Annotated in this window: 20 protein-coding genes; 13 read left to right on the top strand and 7 right to left on the bottom strand. The window is 59.8% G+C overall.

Annotated features, from left to right (window positions below):
* Positions 1-42: 42 nt before the first annotated feature.
* Complete coding sequence (locus B3605_RS07105) at positions 43-300, top strand: hypothetical protein (protein ID WP_112941990.1); 258 nt, start codon at positions 43-45, stop codon at positions 298-300.
* A 65-nt stretch (positions 301-365) separates the two neighbouring features.
* On the opposite strand, the gene B3605_RS07110 is transcribed toward B3605_RS07105, so the two are convergent.
* Positions 366-833, bottom strand: coding sequence for a GNAT family N-acetyltransferase (locus B3605_RS07110; RefSeq protein ID WP_296433420.1), 468 nt, complete (start codon positions 831-833; stop codon positions 366-368).
* A gap of 306 nt (positions 834-1,139) precedes the next feature.
* Here B3605_RS07110 and B3605_RS07115 point away from each other — a divergent pair, with 306 nt between their 5' ends.
* The 4 genes from B3605_RS07115 to B3605_RS07130 all read left to right on the top strand — a co-directional run bounded on the left by B3605_RS07115 (position 1,140) and on the right by B3605_RS07130 (position 5,171).
* The gene (locus tag B3605_RS07115) at positions 1,140-1,838 is read left to right on the top strand and encodes a glycosyltransferase (RefSeq protein WP_296433421.1); all 699 of its coding nucleotides are present in this window, start codon (positions 1,140-1,142) and stop codon (positions 1,836-1,838) included.
* A gap of 4 nt (positions 1,839-1,842) precedes the next feature.
* Positions 1,843-2,388, top strand: coding sequence for an acyltransferase (locus B3605_RS07120; protein WP_296433422.1), 546 nt, complete (start codon positions 1,843-1,845; stop codon positions 2,386-2,388).
* Positions 2,385-3,251, top strand: coding sequence for a 3-deoxy-manno-octulosonate cytidylyltransferase (locus tag B3605_RS07125; protein ID WP_296433424.1), 867 nt, complete (start codon positions 2,385-2,387; stop codon positions 3,249-3,251). The genes B3605_RS07120 and B3605_RS07125 overlap by 4 nt, the downstream gene beginning before the upstream one ends.
* 222 nt (positions 3,252-3,473) lie before the next feature.
* The gene (locus B3605_RS07130) at positions 3,474-5,171 is read left to right on the top strand and encodes an FAD-dependent oxidoreductase (protein ID WP_296433426.1); all 1,698 of its coding nucleotides are present in this window, start codon (positions 3,474-3,476) and stop codon (positions 5,169-5,171) included.
* A gap of 39 nt (positions 5,172-5,210) precedes the next feature.
* On the opposite strand, the gene B3605_RS07135 is transcribed toward B3605_RS07130, so the two are convergent.
* From B3605_RS07135 to B3605_RS07145, 3 genes are all read right to left on the bottom strand, one after another.
* Positions 5,211-7,124: a monovalent cation:proton antiporter-2 (CPA2) family protein gene (locus tag B3605_RS07135; RefSeq protein ID WP_296433427.1), complete on the bottom strand. Its 1,914-nt coding sequence runs from the start codon at positions 7,122-7,124 to the stop codon at positions 5,211-5,213.
* Complete coding sequence (locus B3605_RS07140; protein ID WP_183794238.1) at positions 7,117-7,734, bottom strand: NAD(P)H-dependent oxidoreductase; 618 nt, start codon at positions 7,732-7,734, stop codon at positions 7,117-7,119. Before B3605_RS07140 ends, B3605_RS07135 begins: the two co-directional genes overlap by 8 nt.
* An 88-nt stretch (positions 7,735-7,822) precedes the next feature.
* On the bottom strand, positions 7,823-8,056 hold the full coding sequence (locus tag B3605_RS07145) for a UBP-type zinc finger domain-containing protein (protein ID WP_296433451.1): 234 nt from the start codon (positions 8,054-8,056) through the stop codon (positions 7,823-7,825).
* On the opposite strand from B3605_RS07145, the gene B3605_RS07150 reads away from it, so the two are divergent.
* On the top strand, positions 7,949-8,206 hold the full coding sequence (locus B3605_RS07150; RefSeq protein ID WP_296433456.1) for a hypothetical protein: 258 nt from the start codon (positions 7,949-7,951) through the stop codon (positions 8,204-8,206). The two genes, B3605_RS07145 and B3605_RS07150, sit on opposite strands and share 108 nt — an antisense overlap.
* A 208-nt stretch (positions 8,207-8,414) precedes the next feature.
* Positions 8,415-9,023, top strand: coding sequence for a helix-turn-helix domain-containing protein (locus B3605_RS07155; protein WP_183794234.1), 609 nt, complete (start codon positions 8,415-8,417; stop codon positions 9,021-9,023).
* A gap of 86 nt (positions 9,024-9,109) precedes the next feature.
* Here B3605_RS07155 and B3605_RS07160 read toward each other — a convergent pair whose 3' ends face one another.
* Entirely contained in the window at positions 9,110-10,018 is a 909-nt protein-coding gene (locus B3605_RS07160) for a LysR family transcriptional regulator (RefSeq protein ID WP_296433428.1), read from the bottom strand.
* A gap of 104 nt (positions 10,019-10,122) precedes the next feature.
* On the opposite strand from B3605_RS07160, the gene B3605_RS07165 reads away from it, so the two are divergent.
* Entirely contained in the window at positions 10,123-11,340 is a 1,218-nt protein-coding gene (locus tag B3605_RS07165; protein WP_296433429.1) for an MFS transporter, read from the top strand.
* 76 nt (positions 11,341-11,416) lie between these two features.
* Here the strand turns inward: B3605_RS07165 and B3605_RS07170 are convergent, their stop codons facing one another.
* On the bottom strand, positions 11,417-11,662 hold the full coding sequence (locus B3605_RS07170; protein WP_296433430.1) for a DUF982 domain-containing protein: 246 nt from the start codon (positions 11,660-11,662) through the stop codon (positions 11,417-11,419).
* A 217-nt stretch (positions 11,663-11,879) separates the two neighbouring features.
* Between B3605_RS07170 and B3605_RS07175 the strand changes: the two genes are divergently transcribed.
* The 4 genes from B3605_RS07175 (at position 11,880) to B3605_RS07190 (ending at position 17,194) form a co-directional block, all read left to right on the top strand.
* Positions 11,880-13,922: an NADH:flavin oxidoreductase gene (locus B3605_RS07175; RefSeq protein WP_183794226.1), complete on the top strand. Its 2,043-nt coding sequence runs from the start codon at positions 11,880-11,882 to the stop codon at positions 13,920-13,922.
* 195 nt (positions 13,923-14,117) lie between these two features.
* Complete coding sequence (locus B3605_RS07180; RefSeq protein WP_112941978.1) at positions 14,118-15,119, top strand: ABC transporter substrate-binding protein; 1,002 nt, start codon at positions 14,118-14,120, stop codon at positions 15,117-15,119.
* Between the two features lie 109 nt (positions 15,120-15,228).
* Positions 15,229-16,116, top strand: a complete 888-nt coding sequence (locus B3605_RS07185) for an ABC transporter permease (protein WP_112819040.1) — start codon at positions 15,229-15,231, stop codon at positions 16,114-16,116.
* On the top strand, positions 16,109-17,194 hold the full coding sequence (locus tag B3605_RS07190) for a quaternary amine ABC transporter ATP-binding protein (protein WP_296433433.1): 1,086 nt from the start codon (positions 16,109-16,111) through the stop codon (positions 17,192-17,194). Before B3605_RS07185 ends, B3605_RS07190 begins: the two co-directional genes overlap by 8 nt.
* 86 nt (positions 17,195-17,280) lie before the next feature.
* On the opposite strand, the gene B3605_RS07195 is transcribed toward B3605_RS07190, so the two are convergent.
* Complete coding sequence (locus tag B3605_RS07195; RefSeq protein ID WP_296433452.1) at positions 17,281-18,417, bottom strand: hypothetical protein; 1,137 nt, start codon at positions 18,415-18,417, stop codon at positions 17,281-17,283.
* Positions 18,418-18,874: 457 nt separating this feature from the next.
* Between B3605_RS07195 and B3605_RS07200 the strand changes: the two genes are divergently transcribed.
* Positions 18,875-19,924, top strand: coding sequence for an ROK family transcriptional regulator (locus B3605_RS07200; RefSeq protein WP_296433435.1), 1,050 nt, complete (start codon positions 18,875-18,877; stop codon positions 19,922-19,924).
* Positions 19,925-19,927: the final 3 nt, after the last annotated feature.

A 19,927-nucleotide genomic window follows, 5' to 3' on the forward strand; every position in this document is an offset into this window, starting at 1 on the left:
GTGTCGCCGGCTTATGTTGCCTCGGATTGGCGGAGAGCAAAGATGAGTGCAATGCCTGAAGACCACGGGGATGATCACGGCGACAACGCAAGATCGCCAGAGGATATCAAGGAGCTTGCGGCACTCGCGCGCCTTATCAGCTACGCGCGCGCTGCTGCGGAAGATGTCGAACTTGTCGGCGCAGTCCATTGGCTCGAGCTTGCAATGCAGGCTGTAAAGCGGGAAATTCTCGCCTCGCCGCACCTGGAAATCGTCGCGCCGCACCTTACGACCGTCACGGACAGCCGAAGCACCCATTGATGCCGAAGCACCCACTGAAATTGTGATTGATACTCGTGAGCAGGCACGGGCGATAAACCCCAAAATTAGCTGGGTTGTAGTACAGCTGTGGCAAGCATTTTCGAATAGATACACAAGGCGTTCGACCGGTTATAACCATTCGTCTTGTAATAGTTTGCAACACCACCGATCTGGCGTGACACGAGCCAAACCTGCAAGTAGCCGAGCTGGATCGCGGCACGCTCGACGTGAGTAAGCAGGGCCGTTCCAAATCCCATTCTCTGGTGCGATGGCGAAATTGCAATCTCTGCGACATACAAGCCGGTGCCGATTGCTGAGGTATGCGGTGATGCGAACGCGAAGCCAACGAGCTGGCCCTGACAGAACGCGCCGAGCCTGATGGCGTCCGGGGGCGAAGACAGCTCGATGAGCCGCCTCCTGGCGTTCTCCATTGTCCAAGCCTCTTCCCATGGGGGCTCGCCATAGGCATGAACCAGAATATTGGCGCCGCCTAGCGCCTCTGCCTGATCAATTCGTCTTACGCTGAACGTCATACGAACCCGCTACCGACCGATGCTCACTTTGTGTCGTGCTACCCAGTAGAACATAAGCATGCCTCCAGGTGGTGTGACTTCGACGTGACACAGCTTAAGGGTGAACCTCAACGTCACTACGTACATCCCCGAATGCAAGTGGGAGAGGAGCACAGATATGATCGGTTTGAATGGCTTGAGGGTGTAGCAGCGATCGAGCGCCAGCCAACGTCGTGTGGCAAGTTCGCGTCTAGATGTTGACTTTAGCATTCAGCATTCCAAATGCCATATCTTGGATTGTTTCGAGCTGACGTTTGGAGGACATGCATGGCGGAATTAGCAGTTTATATCGGATGGGATTCCCGCGAAGATATCGCCTACCAGGTCGCCAAGGCGACCTTGCTCGAAAAGGCATCCATCGACGTCGAGGTCCATCCTATCAAGCTGCAGGAGCTCGTTGATCAGGGTGTCTACACCCGCGAAGTCGATCCGCTTGCGTCGACCGAGTTCACCTATTCCCGTTTCTTCACGCCGTGGCTTGCAGACTATAAGGGCTGGGCGCTGTTTTGCGACTGTGATTTTCTGTTTTTCGGGGATGTGGCGGAGCTGCTGCGCTACAAGGACGATACGAAGGCCGTTGCGTGCGTCCATCACGACTACACGCCCAAGGAAGGCGTGAAGATGGATGGCAAGGTACAGACAAACTACCCCCGCAAGAACTGGTCGTCGTTCATGCTGTTTAATTGCGCGCACCCTTCCACCCGCCAGCTGACACCCGAGCTCGTCAATTCACAGACCGGCGCCTATCTCCACCGCCTGCAATGGGCCAAGGACAGTGAAATCGGCGAGATCCCGGAAGAGTGGAACTGGTTGGAGGGCTGGAGCACCAGGCCCTCGCAAGGTTTTCCAAAAGGCGTCCATTACACCAATGGCGGCCCTTGGTTCCATAACTGGCAGGACGTCGAATACGCGGATGTGTGGCTAGAAAAGGCTCGCGGACTCGATCCTCATTTCGCACCTGTGTGATCCCGTGAACCTCGGCTTTGTGGTTCGCCTGCGCGCCACCTTATCGCGCGGGGCGTTGCGGATCGGCAAGGGCGCAAACATGCGATACCTGCCAAAGCTTCGCTATCGCAACGGCAGGATTGAGATCGGGGATCGGCTTTTCACTCGATGTGGCGTCGTCCTCGATGCCCAAAGCGGCGCGATCGAGATCGGCAACGAGGTATCGATAAACGATTACTCGATCGTGCTCGGACATGGTGGCGTCACGATCGGCGACGGTTCCCGGATTGCGGCGCACGTCGTCATTGTCTCGTTCGAGCACAGCTATGACGACGCCACGCTCCCCATCAAGGATCAGCCAATCAAAAAAGGCAGGGTCGAAATCGGTAAGGACGTCTGGATCGGCGCGGGCGCCAAGGTGCTTGCCGGCACCAAGATCGCCGATGGCTGCGTGATTGGGGCAAACAGCGTGATCAAGGGGGCAACGGAGCCGTTTGGCGTCTATGTTGGGTCACCCGCGCGTTTGGTCAAAAGGCGCGGATTGCCCGACACGACTAGGAGGGAACAATGACCGACGGGCATGGAGATACCGGTTCAAAAAAGGCGAACGCTGTCGCCGAGGAGTGGAAATCTCTCCTGGCAGGATACAGCGATGTTGTCTTGGTCGCAAACAGCGATGAAGTGAACATCGAGGAGCTCAAGGCGCGCTTTCCCGACACCACACTTTTTATCTTCTTCAACAAGGTCTTCAAGGTTCTGAATGAGCCCTTCACCCGTCCTTCCTTGCTCCTGTCGAGAAGCGGAACCCTGGGTGCCAACCTCGTGAAGAGCGGTAAAGTCGACAAGGTCCTGCCCTATTTCGACATGCGCACTTTCCACGGTGTGGTGAACGTCAAGGCGGGGCCGAACGAGCAACTCAGTCCGGCATCGGAGTTCGGCGACGTTCATGTCAGACACCTTGATCTGACGGAGGTGTTTACGCCGTTTTATCCACGCGCGAGCGTGCCCACGACTGGGTTCGCGCTCTGCTTCTGGCTGACAACACTTGATCTTGGTGCAAGGATCACACTGGCCGGTTTTTCGTCGAAGCGAAGCGAGCGCTACAAGGTGCTCGATGTTCACGACTGGACTTTTGAACAGGTGCTCCTGCGTCTGATGTTCCGCAAAGGGAAGATCAATATAGTCGGAAGAGACGCGGCCAATCCGTATGCGGACCTTTCGGCCCACTTTCCCGAGTACACGCCCGCCGACATAGAGCTCACTGCCAATGAGATCATAGACGAACGGCTTGGCAACCTGAGTTCGATCGTCGACCGCCTGATGGATGTCACCCGGTTTCTCCGCTTTGTCGATCGAACCTGGAAGAGCCTGAAGCCAAAATCACGTAAGCAGCGGCGATGGGACGAGATGGAAAAGAAGAAGACCGATCGGTGAGCTGCAACGGGCCGTGATCTTCATTTCGTACCGCGCGATGATGAGCTGAGCGACGTGTGACAAGCTCACCCTTGCAAACGCAGTCCATTCGTACAATCCTGCCGCGGCAGTCGTTTTATGTTTGATGATGGTGGTCGAAGGCCGGCCACTGAATCGACGCGCGACTTGCCGGCAGTCAGAGAATGTCGCGGCAATCGATGTTGACTGCTTCGGAGACGGATGATGATTGCTACGCCCATCGACCCGACTGATCCCTGGCTGCGCCAGGCGCAGACATTCCCGGTTCTGTCCTTCGAGATGATCGAGCGCGCCAAGGCCTATGGTCTTGAAGAGAAGGTGACTGAGGATACCATCGTTTTTGAGCGCGGCCAGCGCACGATCGACTTCTTCCTTGTGCTGGAGGGGGAGATCGAGTTGTTCATCGATGATGTCAGGCGGGGTCGCCGCTTGGTCTTCACCTATCACCCAGGCCAGTTTTCCGGCGAACAGAACATCTTCACGAAGCGGCCCATGCTTCTGACCGGGCTGGCAAAAGCCGGTTCGCGCCTGTTGCGGATCACCAATCGCGACTTCCATAGTTTTATCACGGGCGAGCCCGATATCGGCGAGACGATCATCCGATCCTACATCCTGCGCCGCGCCGGTTTCGTGCGCCATTCCGAAGGTGGCGTCTTGTTGATCGGGGACCGGCACCACGGTGACGTTCTGCGTATCCAGCGCTTTCTCACGCGTAACCTCTATCCGGTCGCAGTCGTCGACCCCGCGATCGAGCCGACGGCTTTGCCCCTGATGCAGAAATTGGCAGTGACCCCAGATATGCTTCCTGTCGTCGTGACGCCTGACAGGAAAGTCTGGTCGCGTCCGTCCAACACCGCACTCGCTGATCTGGTTGGCATCAATGAGCCTCCGGAGGCAGACACCATCTATGACGTTGCGGTCGTCGGTGCCGGGCCTGCCGGTCTGGCAGCATCGGTTTATGGCGCCTCAGAAGGTCTTAGCACCATCGTGCTTGAAACAATGGCGCCTGGCGGGCAGGCGGGCACCTCATCAAAAATCGAAAACTACCTCGGCTTTCCCACTGGTATCTCCGGCCAGGCGCTGGCCGGCCGGGCGCATATTCAAGCGCAGAAGTTCGGCGCCAGGATTTCGGTCTCGCATGAGGTCATGACGCTCGATTGCTCCTCGCATCCCTATAGGCTCGTTCTTGACGACAAAACGTCCTTGCGCGCGCGCTCCATCGTGATCGCGACAGGCGCGCGCTACCGAAAGCTCGACGTGTTGAACTACGACAAGTTCGAAGGGCAGGGCATCCACTACGCGGCAACAGCCATGGAGGCCCAGATCTGCGCGGATGAAAATATCGTCGTTGTCGGCGGTGGCAATTCCGCGGGTCAAGCGGCAGTCTTTCTGTCACGAACGGTCCGGCACGTACACATGCTGATGCGCAGCGGCATCGCGTCAACCATGTCGGATTATCTCGTTCAGCGCATCGAGCGGTCGCCGCGCATTAGTCTCTATCAGCAGGCTGAAATCGCCGCGCTGCATGGCGAAAAGTCATTGAACGGCGTGACCTGGATCGATCATCGCACAGGAGAACGCCATGAGCTGGCGGCCACCAACATCTTCGTCATGATCGGTGCATCCCCGAATACCGGTTGGCTCGATGGCTGCCTCGATCTTGACCAGCACGGGTTCGTCAAGACGGGCATGGTTGCGACGGAGCATAGCCCCGCGTCGCCCTATGCAACCTCGAAAGACGGCATCTTCGCGGTCGGTGATGTACGCGCCGGTTCGGTCAAGCGCGTCGCCTCCGCCGTGGGCGAAGGGTCAGTGGTGATTGCGGCGATCCACCAGTTCCTGGAGCGTGAGCGCCAAAGCGAGCATGACGATCCGGTACTGAGCGCGACCGCTGTGCGATAAGAGCAGCGACCACGGCTTGACCGCCAGACTACTGACCGCTCAGTCGATGTTTTTTTCCAGTTGTTCGGCTGCGATATCGGGTGGGGTCCATCCGCGTTCGGCCTTTTCGCCAAGCGCGCTGCGGTCGCCCATCATTGCCTGCTCCAGCAGGTCGGCGATTTCCTTTGCCTTGGCGATGTATTCCTTGTTGTCGAAGACCGCGACCTCTTCCCGCCACAGTGGTGCGAGTTTGCGAAGGCCCCGGACGTCTTGACGCACGAACACCGCCTTGCTCTTTTCGACATCGTAGGGATGCATGCCGAGCCCCTTCAGCGCGTAGCCGGCGGCGCGAACAGAACTGTCGAACACCTCACGGACGATATCGTGGGCGCCGGCCTCATAAAGCCTGTAGACGGTCGTCCGATCAAACGCGCGGGCGATAATGTGGATATGCGGGTTCTCCCGGCGCGCATGCTTGACGATTTCGATCGCCCGCTCCGGATCGTCGATCGCGACCACAAGGACCTTTGCCTCATGTAAGCCCGCCGAATGCAGGAGGTCCGGCCGGCTGGCGTCGCCGAAGAACGAGCGGACGCCGAACTTTCGCAGGCCCTCGATGACGTCAGCCTGGTGGTCAAGCACTATGGTCTTGTAGCCATTGGCGAGAAGCATGCGGTTGACGATCTGCCCGAAGCGGCCAAGGCCGGCAATGATGACGGAACCAGGTTCGGGAATCTCGTCAGCGTCCTCCTCCTGCCGGCGGTCGAAGCGCGGCACGATCAGCCTGTCGAAAATGATGAAGAGTGCTGGCGTCAACAACATGGACACCGCGACGACCAGCAACAAAACCGCGGCCAGATCGGGCGGCAGCACGGCGCTTTGCACGGTAAACGAGATCAGCACGAAACCGAATTCGCCAGCCTGCGCCAGCCCCAGCGCGAAAAGCCAGCGATCGGTGCCACGCAGCTTGAACACGACGGCGAGCGCCAGCAGCACGATCGCCTTCAGCACCATCACGCCTACCGTGATCCCGAACACGGACCAGACCTGCGCATAGAGCAGCGAGAAATCGATGCTGGCGCCCACAGTGATGAAGAACAGGCCGAGCAACAATCCCTTGAACGGCTCGATATCGCTTTCGAGTTCGTGGCGGAATTCGCTGTTGGCAAGCACAACGCCGGCCAGGAACGTGCCGAGCGCCGGCGACAGGCCGACCACGGTCATCAGCAATGCGATGCCTATGATGAGAAGCAGGGCGGCGGCGGTGAAGATCTCGCGCAGCTTGGAGCGGGCGATCAGCCGGAAGATCGGGCGCGACAGATAGTGGCCAGCGGCGATGACGAAGGCGACGGCAACAATCGTCACCAGCGTCACCTGCCAGCCCGGCAATCCATCGACGAGGCTGAATGAGTGGTGCCCACCATTCTCGGCATTGCTGCCGAGGGGATGGCGCACGAGCTCGGGCAAAGCCAGCAGCGGGATGAAGGCCAGCATCGGAATGACGGCGATATCCTGGAACAGTAGCACTGAGAAGCTCGCCTGTCCGCCGGACGACCGCAGCAGGCCTTTTTCACCGAGCGTTTGCAGAACGATTGCGGTCGACGATAACGAGAAGATGAAGCCGATCGTCAGCGCGACGCTCCAGACCTGACCGAAAAGCATGGCGCAGCCCATTACGACCAGCGAGGTCACGATCACCTGCAGCCCGCCAAGGCCGAGCAGCTTCGAGCGCATCTCCCATAGCGCTCGTGGCTGCAGTTCGAGGCCGACGAGAAACAACATCATCACCACGCCGAACTCGGCGAAATGCTGCAGATCCTGCGTTTCGTTGCCAACCAGATGCAGGGCCGGCCCGATGACGATGCCGGCGATGAGATAGCCGAGCACGGAGCCGAGCCCCAGTCTCTTGGCGATGAGCACCGAGACGACGGCTGCCAGCAGATAGATGAAGGCCTGGAAGATAAAGCTATTCATGGGGCATGCTCTCACGAAGCGGAAGCGTTTCGGCGCTCAGCAATTCCATGCCGGCGGCGGCGTCGATGTCGAAGGTCTCGTCGCGCAGAGCCTCCAGCAGCCGCCGGTAACCCTCCAGATGCGGCTCGGCCCGCCCGTCGCCACGCGCATCGTGCGCGGCAAACAGTGCGTACGGTGCAACGAAGCGCATCCGGCACAGATTTGCAGTCTGCTCCAGCGGTGATAGCAGCGCCCGGAGGCGGAAATGGTTGCTGCCCTGTTCGGTATAGGCGTGGTCGGGGCCGCCGGCGGTAATGACCGGCAGGAACAATTTGCCTGCAAGCTTGTCTCCGGTGTGGCCGTAGGCAAATCCATACTCCAACACCAGGTCCTGCCACTCCTTCAAAATCGACGGCGTCGAATACCAGTAGATCGGAAACTGAAAGATGATTACGTCGTGCTTCAGCAACCGGGCCTGTTCGACGTCAATGTCGATATCGAGCTTTGGATAATCGGCGTAGAGATCGACGAAGGTCACGCCTTCCATGCTGCCCGCGATCTTGGCCATCAGGATATTGACGCGCGAATGGCGCTGTCCGGGGTGGGCGAAAAGCACAAGCACCTTGGCCATGTATGGGCTCCCATCTGAATTCAAAATGCCTGAGATCCAGGCCGGATCGGTCTGAAGAGCGCCGTATCCACAAGGGCCTTGGCAAGACCTAGTAGAAGTGCGGGATCGGCCCTACCTGTTCGGTTTGATCCGGCAAGTCAACCATGATTTCATCCACATAGCACCATCCCCAGCCCTCTGGCGGATCATAGCCCTCCATAACGGGATGACCGGTTTGAAGGAAGTGACCGGTCGCATGCCTGCCGATCGACTGATCGCAGCAGCCGACATGGCCGCATTCCCGGCACAGTCGCAGATGGACCCAGGCCTGACCAATCGCCAGGCACTCTTCACAACCGCGCGTCCTTGGGCGGACATCGCGGACCAGGCGAACATGCTTGCAAGTATGCGACATGGTTTTCCTCGAGTGAGCTCAATTTATGCAAGCGGCTTCGGCCATTTAAAATTACTTCCTGCGAGCCTGTGGGCATGAAATTCTCGCACCGTGACACGACGGATTCGCAGTTTCCTCACGCAACTTATGCAGCCCTTTGGTGCGCGGGCAACTATACCCGAGTATGCCCCCCATAAGACCCAGGTCTATGCAAACTTGATCATAGTAGGATTCCGCCGGCACGGTCCCATCGCCAGAATAGAGCCAGAAAATCACACCTCAACCGGTTCCAGGACGGAGATTGACGATGCAGGCGACCACGACAATTGCGATGGACCACTACGAGCCCAACGTCGGCGCTCTCGGCGTCTTCCAGCAAGGCGCCTCAAACGTATCACAGCTCCTGGCACGCGCCATACATTGCGTCGACCAGGACGAGGCGATCGCCATCGATCTCGTCAAACGCGCCTCGATGCTGCTGAAGCCATCCCGTGTCGTGTCGGGTGGTCCGCTATCGCGCGAAAGGGCGGCATCGGGCGGGTTGGCGCCATGGCAGGTGGCGCGTGTCAAGCGGTTCGTCGAAGATAACATGGCGCGGAGCGTTGCGATCGACGAACTGGCGGAACTGGCCAGGCTGAGCACCAGCTACTTCTCGGCGGCCTTCAAGAGGAGTTTCGGTCTGTCTCCGCATACCTACATTATCGCCCAGCGCGTGGAGCGCGCCAAGCAGCTGATGCTTTCCACCAACGCACCCCTATGTGAGATCGCGCTCGATTGCGGCCTTTCCGATCAGGCTCATCTTTCGCGGATTTTCCGCCGTGCAACCGGTACAACACCCAGCGCCTGGCGTCGCTTTCGCCTTCGCCCTGCCGCCAAGCGCGAAGCTGGTGAATATGACCTCGCGCTTGCTGTCTGATCGAGGCTCTTGAAGCACGAGTGGGGCGGCGACCAATGATGCACGCGACAACAGGCCGACTGATACCGGAGCGTTCGGTCCCGCGATCAGGGGGGCGGTTCGGCGAGCGTGGATCGGATCGCGGAGATAAAAACCCGCACTTTCGGCAGTATCAGCCTGGTCGTCGGGTAGACCGCCCAGATCGCGTTGGTTTCCGGCACTGCGTCCTCGAGCGTGATGCGAACCAGGCGGCCGGCGTCAATGTCGTCTTCGACATACCAGTGGGAAAGCAAGGCGAGGCCGCCGCCGGCAAGGCAGGCGGCGTGGCAACCGGCGATGCTGCTCGACGAGAAGCGCGAATTCAATCGCACATGGGTTTCCCCGTCCTCACGCACGTCCCCACGGATGCCTCCACGCATGAATGTCCAATGCGAGACGCCGGTCATGGGGAGACAATCGTGCTCAAGCAGGTCGTGCGTGTTCATTGGGGCGCCGCGCCGCTTGAGGTAAGCGGGTGCGGCGACCAGCGAGCGTGCATTGTCGGCGAGCTTCTGGGCAATCAGGCTGCTGTCCTTCAGCCGCGCAATCCGGATCGCAAGATCGGTGCCCGAGGCAACGAGATCAGGCAGGCTGTCGTTCATATCGACCGAGATCTTAAGGTCCGGATTGTCCTGCAGAAGCTTCGGCACCAGCGGCATGACGAGCTTCAGGCCGAAAGCCACGGGAACCGAGACACGCAGCAGGCCCGCTGCACCCTTGCCGTCTGTCCGCAGCCGGGCCCTGGCCTCCTCCTCGCTTTCCACCAGCGCCTGGGCAAACGGCAGGAATGTCTCACCCTCCGGCGTCAGCGAGAGGGATCGTGTCGTACGATGCATCAGACGCACGTCGAGCGCCGCCTCCAGAGACGCGAGGCGGCGCGTCGCGACCATTGGCGCGATCCCGAGGCGTCGTGCGGCCTCCGAGAGACTACCGGCCGCTGATGCAGCAACGAAGATCCTGACATCCTCGGTATTCATTATATCAGATTTCGATATCCCGGTTGATCATCTTTGCTCAGTACACCGAAATTCGAGAAAATAATAGATAGGTTCCATCTTCTGAAGCCAGAAAGGCTACACGCATGACCACCGTGACCACTATCGAAAGACCCTTAGCTGCCACGCCAGCCGGCATAGGCCGGATCGGGCTGCTTGCAATGGCCGTAGCCAGTGGCGTCGCCGTTGCCAATATCTATTACAACCAGCCCATGCTCGGCATCATCGAAGCCGATTTTCCAGGCCAGTCCGCCACTGGGCTTATCCCGACAGCCACTCAGCTTGGCTATGCGGTCGGCCTCTTCCTATTGCTGCCACTTGGCGATCTCGTTCATCGCCGGCGTTTGATCATCAGCCAGTTCCTGATACTTGCCGTCACCTTAGCGCTTGCGGCGATCGCACCCACCGCCTGGACACTGGTCGCGGCATCACTTGTGGTCGGCGCGAGCGCAACTGTTGCCCAGCAGATCGTGCCCTTCGCGGCCTCATTGGCCTCTCCTGAAAAGCGAGGGGCCACGATCGGCACGGTGATGTCGGGCGTGCTCTCAGGCATCCTGTTCAGCCGCACCCTGTCCGGTTTCGTCGGCGAACATGCCGGATGGCGCGCCATGTTCTGGATCGGCGTTCCGATGGCGCTTTTGGGTGCAGCCATGATGTTCGCCGCCTTGCCAAACCATCGCCCGACCTCGCGCATGCGCTATCACAACGCGATCCGTTCGCTGGCACAACTGTGGAAGCAGCATTCTGCGCTGCGTACCGCCACCTTGGTACAGGCAGCGCTGTTTGCGTCATTCACGAGTTTCTGGACGATCCTGGCACTCTACCTGCAAGGTCCACGTTTCGGGCTCGGTGCTGATGTCGCGGGTCTGTTTGGTATCGTTGGGGCGGTCGGCGTCTTCGCGGCGCCAGTGGCGGGCCGTATTGCAGACAAACGCGGCCCGCATTTCGTGGTGTGGCTCGGTGCTCTCTTGACGCTCGTCGCCTGGATCGTCTTCGGCGTGTGGTGGTCGATCGCAGCGCTGATCATCGGCGTCATCGTGCTCGATTTCGGCATTCAGGGCGCGCTGGTCTCAAATCAGCATATCATCTACGCGCTGGACCCCGAGGCCCGCAGTCGGCTGAACACGATCTTCATGACTGGCATGTTTCTCGGCGGTGCCGCCGGATCAGCGCTTGCCGCCCTTGCCTGGGGCTACGGCGCATGGTCGGCCGTGACTGTTCTCGGCGGATTGCTCGCCATCGTGTCGCTCGGCGTCCGGCTGCTCGATTACTGGGCGCAGCCAAAGACGGCGGGAAACCGCTAGGTGAGACCCCAATGCGCAAAGGAAAAGCGCCAGCCGTGCTTCCGGCTGGCGCTTTCGATTCAATTAAACGTGAAATTCAGCCTTCGATCTGAAGGTTGGCATCGCGAGCTGCGGCGATCAGGGCCTGTCTCGCATGCCCGCCGCCACGCTTTCCTTCCAGGACAGCGGCACAGGCCTTGAGTGCGCGAACAAAGGATTCACCGGTCAACACCGGCCATTTATCGGCCAGCAGCCAGGCCGCGTCGCGCGTGCCTTTCACCACGTATTTCACGGAGCCAATCGCGATTGTGAGTGGTTTCTTCCAAAGCTTTTCATCAGTCATGCATCACCTCATCGGCGGCCTTAACGCCGGCTGGAGGATTTGGTTCCAACGATAATGTTAGATGAGGCGATGCTCATGTTGCGACCGTTTGGCGGCAGTCGTGTCGCACAAAAATCACCGTGCGACGCATTGTGGGCGTTTCATGGCGTTTTGTTCATCGCACCCCGCATCGTTTTAGGTGAAGATCGCCCTTTCTCTTGTTTGGTGGTGCAGATCGATGGCTTCGCAGGATCCCCTACTTCAACCATTCCAATTGAAACACCTCACGCTGAAGAACCGGGTGATGTCGACCGCGCACGAGCCGGCTTATTCCGAAGACGGCATGCCGACCGATCGCTACCGGCTCTATCATCTCGAAAAGGCCAAGGGCGGTATCGCGCTGACCATGACGGCCGGTTCGGCGGTTGTGTCTCCCGATTCACCGCCCGCCTTCGGCAACCTGCACGCCTACCGCGACGAGATCGTGCCATGGCTGAAGCGGCTGGCCGACGACTGTCACGAGCATGGTGCGGCCGTGATGATCCAGCTCACCCATCTTGGCCGCCGCACCGGCTGGAACAAGGGCGATTGGCTGCCGGTGCTTGCGCCAAGCCCGATCCGCGAACCCGCCCACCGGGCCTTCCCCAAGGAGGCTGAAGAGTGGGATATCGAGCGGATCGTCGACGATTACGTTTCAGCTGCTGAGCGCATGCAGGCCGCCGGCCTCGATGGCATCGAGTTCGAGGCCTACGGCCACCTGATGGATGGCTTCTGGTCGCCGGCCACCAACATCCGCGAGGATGAATTCGGTGGCGGACTTGAGAACCGGATGCGCTTTTCAACAATGGTCACTGAGGCCGTGCGCAAGGCGGTCGGCCCCGATTTCATCGTCGGCATCCGGCTTGTGGCCGACGAGCAATGGGACAAGGGCCTGTCGCGCGAGGAGGGCGTGGAGATCGCCAAGCGGCTCGTCGCCGGTGGGGCAATCGATTTTCTCAATGTCATCCGCGGCCATATCGATAGCGACGCTGCGCTCAACAACGTCATCCCCATTCAGGGCATGCCGTCCGCGCCGCATCTGGATTTCGCCGGCGACATCAGGGCCGCCACGAAATTTCCGGTCTTCCATGCCGCCCGCATCTCCGACGTGGCGACCGCCCGCCACGCGATCGCCGAGGGCAAGCTCGACATGGTCGGCATGACGCGGCCCCATATCGCCGATCCGCACATCGTTAGAAAGATCGAAGCCGGCGAAGAGGCGCGTATCCGCCCCTGCGTCGGCGCGACCTACTGTCTCGATCGCATTTATGAGGGCGGCGAGGCGCTCTGTATTCACAATGCGGTGACGGGCCGCGAAACGGAAATGTCGCACGAGATCGCCCCTGCTGCGTCGGCGCGACGGGCCGTGGTTGTGGGCGCAGGGCCGGCCGGGCTTGAGGCGGCCCGTGTGCTGGCTGAGCGCGGCCACACGGTGGATGTCCTTGAGGCGAGCGGCGAGGCGGGCGGTCAGATCAATCTTTTGGTCCGCAATCCAAGGCGGCGCGAGATGGTTGGGATCATCGACTGGCGCCTGGAGGAACTTGAGCGGCTGGGCGTCACGATACACTACAACGTCTTTGCAGGTGGCGACGACGTTCTGGCCTTCGAGCCGGATCTGGTGGTAGTGGCAACCGGAGGTATCGCGCAGTCGCCGGCGCTCGATGCCGGAGATGAACTGGTCACCTCGACGTGGGATATCTTGGCCGGCTCGACGAAGCCGGGCGATACTGTGCTTCTCTTCGACGATAACGGCGCCCATCCCGGCATGTCGGCGGCCGAGGTTATCGCCGTTGCCGGCGCCGAGCTGGAACTGGTGTCACCGGAGCGTTTCTTCGCGCCCGAGATCGGCGGCATGAACCATGTGCCCTATGCCAAGGTCTTCGCCGAAAAGAACGTCAAGGTCACGATCAATACACGGCTGAAATCGGTGCGCCGCGATGGCAATCAGCTCGTGGCCGTGCTGGGCTCCGATTACGCCGAAGCGACCGCGTTGGAGCGCCGGGTGTCGCAAGTTGTCGTCGAGCACGGCACCATGGCCAATGCCGATCTCTATTTCGAGCTGAAGCCGCTGTCGCGCAATCTCGGCGCCGTCGACTATGGCGCCCTGATCGCAAGACGTGCGCCGTTGCGGCAGCGCAATCTGGAGGGCCGCTTCGATCTCATTCGAATCGGGGACGCGGTGGCGGGCCGCAATATCCACGCCGCGATTTACGAAGCGTTCCGCTTTGCATCACTTCTTTGAGATCAGGAGCGACAAGGATGATCTTATTGCGACTGCCAATACATGAGAACATTGAAAGAAAGCTCCAATGCGCCATTTTTTGACGCAATCGGAATGGCGCATGCCGAGCCAATGACGGCTCAATGGGGAGGCTGGCGGACGCGGTGCTGCCGGCGCCCGGGTTCACGTTGCACCGCGACCAGAGGGAACAAGAAAATGAAAATGCTTTTGGCTTCCACCGTTCTCGCCGCCGGCCTGCTTGGCCTTGGCGGTGTTGCATCCGCCGCCGAATGTGGTGATGTCACGATCGCCAACATGAATTGGCAGTCCGCCGAAGTGGCGGCAAACATCGACAAGCTGATCCTCGAGGCGGGTTACGGCTGTAAGGCCGAACTGGTTGTCGGAGACACCGTCCCGACGCTCACCTCTATGGCCGAAAAAGGCCAGCCCGACATCGCGCCCGAGGCCTGGGTCAGTCTCCAGCCCGAGATCGTCAACCGGGGCCTGACCGACGGCAAGTTCATCAAGGCCGCCAAGATCCTCTCAGATGGCGCCATCCAGGGCTGGTGGATCCCCAAGTATTTCGCCGACGCTCATCCTGATGTGAAAACGATCCCAGACCTGATGAAGCATCCGGAGCTTTTCCCGGCACCTGAAGACAAGAGCAAGGGCGCCGTATTCAACGGTCCGCAGGGCTGGGGCGGCACGGTCGTGACCGCGCAGCTCTTCAAGGCTTACGGCGGCGACAAGGCCGGCTTCACGCTCGTCGACACCGGCTCTGCCGCCGGCCTCGACGGCTCGATCGCCAAGGCCTACGAAGCCAAGCAGCCATGGGTCGGCTACTACTGGGCACCGACCGCTCTTCTTGGCAAGTACGAGATGGTGAAGCTCGGCTACGGCGCCGAATATGACGCCGCCGAATGGAAGCGTTGCACCTCGGTTGCCGATTGTGCCGATCCGAAGGAAAATGCCTGGCCCGCCGACAATGTCGAGACGCTGGTCACCAAGACCTTCGCTGATCGTGCCGGTCCCGATGTCGTCGGCTACCTCAACAAGCGCGCCTGGACCAACGACACGGTCAACAAGTTGATCGCCTGGATGTCGGACAACCAGGCCAGCGGCGAAGAAGGTGCCAAGTACTTCCTGAAGAACAATGAAGCGCTTTGGACCACTTGGGTTTCTCCCGAGGTCGCCACGAAGATCAAGGCTTCGCTGTAAGCACCGCATCGACAGCGGGCGGCCCCGATCAAGGGATCGCCCGCCTACACACCGGCAGGACGGTCAAAAATAATCAAAGCCGCCGCCGATATTGTCATGGGGAACCGACATGGATTGGCTCTGGAAATTTCCGTCGATGGACGAGGACATGCTGCGCGCCTTGAAAAAGAGCGTAGACGAAGGCTTTCGCGCCTTCACGCGCGGCTATGGCAGTGGCATCGAAAATCTGTTCAGCCCGCTGCAAAGCTTTTTGATCTGGGCTGAACGCCTGATGACGGGCATGCCATGGCCGTTGGTGATCGCGCTGATCGGCGCCATCGCGTGGCTGGCGACGCGCAGTTGGCGCATTGTCATCGGTTGCATCGTCACGCTGCTTCTCATCGGCTATTTCGACATGTGGGAAGACACGATGAAGACGGTCTCGATGATCTTCGTCTGTACCGTTCTTTCGATCGCGATCGGCATTCCGATCGGCATTGCCATGTCGCGCTCGGACAGGCTTCAAAGGATCGTCAACCCGATCCTCGACGTCATGCAGACAATGCCGAGCTTCGTCTATCTCATTCCCGTCGTCATGCTGCTCGGTATCGGACGCGTGCCCGGCGTCATCGCCGTCGTCATCTATGCACTTCCGCCGATGATCAGACTGACCAATCTGGGCATCCGCATGGTCGACCGCGATGTGCTTGAAGCCGCAGATGCCTTCGGGTCATCGAGCTGGCAGAAACTGCGCAATGTCCAGCTGCCGCTGGCACTGCCGACGATCATGGCCGGCATCAACCAGACGATCATGATGGCGCTCGCCATGGTCGTCATCGCATCGATGATCGGCGTGCAGGGCCTCGGCCAACCGGTATTGAAGGCCATCGCCAACCAGTATTTCACGCTCGGCGTCTTCAATGGCCTCGCCATTGTCGGCATCGCCATCATTTTCGACCGTATAAGCCAGGCGTACGGTCTGCGTCTTCAGAAGCATCGGGAGGTCGTTCATGGTTAGCCAATCGATCAATATCCGTAATCTTTACAAGATTTTCGGACCTCGAGCTCGTGATTTTGTTGAGCCCGTCATGCGGGGAATGTCGAAGACTGAACTCAATCGCGAACACGGTCATGTCCTTGGCCTGAAGGACATCAACATCACTATCCCAGGCGGCGGCATCACTGTCATCATGGGGCTATCCGGCTCCGGCAAGTCCACGCTGATCCGCCACATCAACCGCCTGATCGACCCGACGTCCGGAGAGGTTCGTTATGGCGATGTCGATGTCTGTCGCATGGACAAAGAGCAGTTGCGCCAGTTCCGCCAGAAGAAGACGGCCATGGTCTTCCAGAAGTTCGGCTTGCTGCCGCACCGAAACGTGTTGCAGAACGCCGTCTACGGGCTTGAAATCCAAGGTGTGGGGAAGGGCGACCGCGAAGAGCGCGCGCAGCACTGGATCAAGCGTGTCGGACTTGAAGGCTTCTCCAACCACTACCCCAATCAGCTTTCGGGCGGCATGCAGCAGCGCGTCGGCCTTGCCCGTGCGCTGACCAACGATGCCGAAATTCTGTTGATGGACGAAGCCTATTCGGCGCTTGATCCATTGATCCGCGTGGATATGCAGACGGTGCTGCTCGATCTACAGAAGGAGTTGAAGAAGACCGTGGTCTTCATCACCCATGACCTCGACGAGGCGTTGCGGCTCGGAGACCGCATCGCGATCCTTAGAGACGGCGAGGTGATTCAGCAGGGCACCGCGGCCGATATCGTGCTCAGGCCTGCCGACGAGTACATCACCGCCTTCGTCAAGGAAGTGAACCGCGCCAGGGTCATCCAAGTCGACGCCGTCATGTCACCGACGTCAGCGCTTGCGAAGTCCGGCGTTCGCATTCCTGCGGGGACAGCCGTCGAGGAAGCCTTGCGGCAGCTATCGGCCGCTAACGCGTCGGCAGCAGCCGTCGTGTCTGGAGACGGTCAGGAGATTGGCAGCGTCAGCATGAGCGAGCTGATCCGTTGCCTCGTCGGTCACGAGCCGGGCACGCCGCAAGCGGCGGCGCCCGCGACTGCGGCTAAAGCCATGTCGGCCATCCCGTAATCGGCGCGGATACAGCCTTGCATTGAGCTTGGAGCATGCGCGGTCAGGCGAAGTCTCGGCCGCGCATTTTTCTATGAAACCAGTGGTTACGCCTTCGCGATCCAGCCTTGGTTGAGGTCTGCAAAGGATGCGGCTGGAAGTGGCCCGGCGGTCATAAAGGTAAAGTCGAAGGCGGAACGCAGATCCGAGCCCAGTACGTACTGTCGATGCACGCGCAAGAAATCGCGGCGGATCTTGCGATAGTGCTCTCCAGTCAGCATATGGCGCATGCGGATCGTGGCAATCGAGGCCTGAGGCGCGTCGGCATGGCCGCAGCAGGCCACGACGCGCGACTTGTAGAAATGGATCACGTCGGTCAGACAGTGGATCTCAAGCCAGAAAATCTGTTGTGTGCGCGCAATCGCGCCAACTCTTGCCCGCAGGCTCTTTGCCGATCGAAGTAGGGCGCACTGCAAAATCGCGCCGCCGAGCGTCACGAAGACGACCCGCTTATTGGCGAAGAGCTCTGGTTCTTCTTCGACCAGCATGCCGATGACATGGCTGGCAATGCTCGATCCCATGCTGTGCGACGTGATCAGATACTCGTCCGCATTCTCGCGCATCGCATCGCGCACCCGCGCCTTGCACCGCTTGAGCCACTGAACAATGGCTGGATCGTCAAGCTTTGCCAGCGCCACCGCCAAGTCCCAATCCGCAAAGAGATGCAGCGTGTGGAACCTTGCGGCGAAGGGCAGGAAGACGAAGCGGAAGAACATTATGCCAAGCAGCGCGCTCCAGAGGAAATTCCAGCGCTCGAGGCTTAGAACATAGGGGGCAGCAGTGATCGTAGCGCTAAGGACTAGTGCGACCAGAACCAAGGCGAAGGGAAACACGAAGAACAGGCCGAAGCGCCATGCGTGCTTGAAGTAACCGAACAACCCGCCCTGAGCGATAACGCGGCCAGCGCTCGCATAACCTGATAAGAGACGCTGTAGCAGGCCCCGGTCACTATATTTCCGGACGAGGTCATTATGGTCGAAGACGAAAACGCGACTTGACGTTTTTTGCGCCTGAAAGCTGCAGGTGACGTCAAATTGACCGTCCTCCTTGCAGGCGCCGACAGTCAGGTCGAGGTTCCAGGCCCTGGCACTCAGATTGGCGGACCGCACGTAGCGTGCATGGTGGGCTTTCGAATCAAGCGGCTCGAAACCAGGAAAATGCAGAACGACGCGTCTTTCCACCATTGGGTTGGCCACGGGGTTGATGGCAGCTTCTTGATTCAATGTTTATGACCCTGGCGGAAAATCGAAATGCGGCAGCCGGCCTCTTGGCCATGTCGCTCTTACGGACGATGATGGACGGTAGACCACTAACATTTCGGGGTGCTCGTCAATCCAGTCCTGAGAACTGAAATAGAAAACCCTAAAAAATGAGTGGTCGCTTCAATGGCTCATCTATGAGCCGACTATGGAAACAACAAGGCCTTTTACCCTTCTTTTCATCAAAACCGGTGGCTTGTCAGATGGTTCCGACATTTTTGCGCTCTCGCGTGGCATATCGGAGACGGGTTTCTTGCTGCTCATGGAAAATTGCGCGATATTTCAACAGACTGTATTGCGCATATGAAGGGAGTTCGTCAGTGACCTGCGCCAAGGACATGGTTCAAGGAACGCACGGTTGAAGACGGCGAGGCGCCTTTCTGTGTCTGGTTCGCCGAGGACACGCGATCCGTCAGATGCACGGCCTGGGATCAGCCCTGTCGATATCGCTGATCATAATTCCCGTACAACGCTCGGGCTCATCCGCCGCTTCGGACCGCTTACGCGCCAGGAGCTATCACGACGCCTCGGGCTGACGGAGCCCGCAATCGCAGGCATCGTGCAGCGCCTGGCAAGTGCCGGGCTGGTCGCCGGGCGAAAGCGCGCTAGCACGACGCGCTACGCGGCGCTGGAATTCGCGCTTTGTCCCGACGCTGCCTTCTCGCTCGGGATCTCGGTCGCGGCGCAAGGTGGAGAGATCATTGTCATCGACCTTTCTTGCTCGATCCGCGCGCGCGTCGGCTTCACGGATATCGATGAGATCGGCGAGGCGGTGGGAAGCATCCGGCATGCGGCGTCGGGCAAGCTTGTCGGCTGTGGCGTGGCACTTGCACCCGGAGCGTCCTTCGACCATCGGGTGCTAAAGGATTGCATTGGCGAGATGGTCGGGCCGCTTTATGTCCTCGACGACAGCGACGCCGCCGTCGGCGCGGAACGCACGCTTGGGATCGGCGATCCGGATGGGGGGCTTGTGACCATCCTGATCGACGATACCGTTCGCGCGGGGCTACTCATCGGGGGCAGACCGTTTCGTGGCATCCACGGACTTGCCGGCCAGATCGGCAATATGCGATCTGGCGTGGACGGCGCGACGTTGAACGAGGTTGCGACATTGCCCTCGCTTGAGCATCACCTGGCGGCCCAATCCGCTTCGGTGGATGCGTGGACTGTCGTGGCCGCGCGCCACCTTCACGAAGCGGTTTTGACGATCTCCGGTTTCATCGCTCCGGGGGCGATCCTCATAGGCGGGTCGTTGCCTGACGACATTCTGGCGTCAGTGATATCGTGCATGGTGCGGGAGCGAGAGGAAAAAATCCGCGACCTTGTGATCGCTCCCTGGATTCCGGTGGTTCAACCGGCAACCCATCCGAAAGACGGCGTCGTGCTGGGCGCTGCCCTGCGACCGTTCAATGAGACGCTGTTTCCCCTTTGAAGC

The organism is Rhizobium sp. UBA1881 (assembly GCF_002338015.1).
Lineage (GTDB): Bacteria > Pseudomonadota > Alphaproteobacteria > Rhizobiales > Rhizobiaceae > Rhizobium.

Coding starts and splice junctions, on each gene's coding strand:
- B3605_RS07130 (WP_296433426.1), top strand. CDS start 3,474: ATGATTGCTACGCCCATCGACCCGACTGATCCCTGGCTGCGCCAGGCG.
- B3605_RS07190 (WP_296433433.1), top strand. CDS start 16,109: ATGGTTAGCCAATCGATCAATATCCGTAATCTTTACAAGATTTTCGGA.
- B3605_RS07110 (WP_296433420.1), bottom strand. CDS start 833: ATGACGTTCAGCGTAAGACGAATTGATCAGGCAGAGGCGCTAGGCGGC.
- B3605_RS07135 (WP_296433427.1), bottom strand. CDS start 7,124: ATGAATAGCTTTATCTTCCAGGCCTTCATCTATCTGCTGGCAGCCGTC.
- B3605_RS07160 (WP_296433428.1), bottom strand. CDS start 10,018: ATGAATACCGAGGATGTCAGGATCTTCGTTGCTGCATCAGCGGCCGGT.
- B3605_RS07125 (WP_296433424.1), top strand. CDS start 2,385: ATGACCGACGGGCATGGAGATACCGGTTCAAAAAAGGCGAACGCTGTC.
- B3605_RS07185 (WP_112819040.1), top strand. CDS start 15,229: ATGGATTGGCTCTGGAAATTTCCGTCGATGGACGAGGACATGCTGCGC.
- B3605_RS07175 (WP_183794226.1), top strand. CDS start 11,880: ATGGCTTCGCAGGATCCCCTACTTCAACCATTCCAATTGAAACACCTC.
- B3605_RS07140 (WP_183794238.1), bottom strand. CDS start 7,734: ATGGCCAAGGTGCTTGTGCTTTTCGCCCACCCCGGACAGCGCCATTCG.
- B3605_RS07115 (WP_296433421.1), top strand. CDS start 1,140: ATGGCGGAATTAGCAGTTTATATCGGATGGGATTCCCGCGAAGATATC.
- B3605_RS07155 (WP_183794234.1), top strand. CDS start 8,415: ATGCAGGCGACCACGACAATTGCGATGGACCACTACGAGCCCAACGTC.
- B3605_RS07170 (WP_296433430.1), bottom strand. CDS start 11,662: ATGACTGATGAAAAGCTTTGGAAGAAACCACTCACAATCGCGATTGGC.
- B3605_RS07105 (WP_112941990.1), top strand. CDS start 43: ATGAGTGCAATGCCTGAAGACCACGGGGATGATCACGGCGACAACGCA.
- B3605_RS07180 (WP_112941978.1), top strand. CDS start 14,118: ATGAAAATGCTTTTGGCTTCCACCGTTCTCGCCGCCGGCCTGCTTGGC.
- B3605_RS07165 (WP_296433429.1), top strand. CDS start 10,123: ATGACCACCGTGACCACTATCGAAAGACCCTTAGCTGCCACGCCAGCC.
- B3605_RS07195 (WP_296433452.1), bottom strand. CDS start 18,417: ATGGTGGAAAGACGCGTCGTTCTGCATTTTCCTGGTTTCGAGCCGCTT.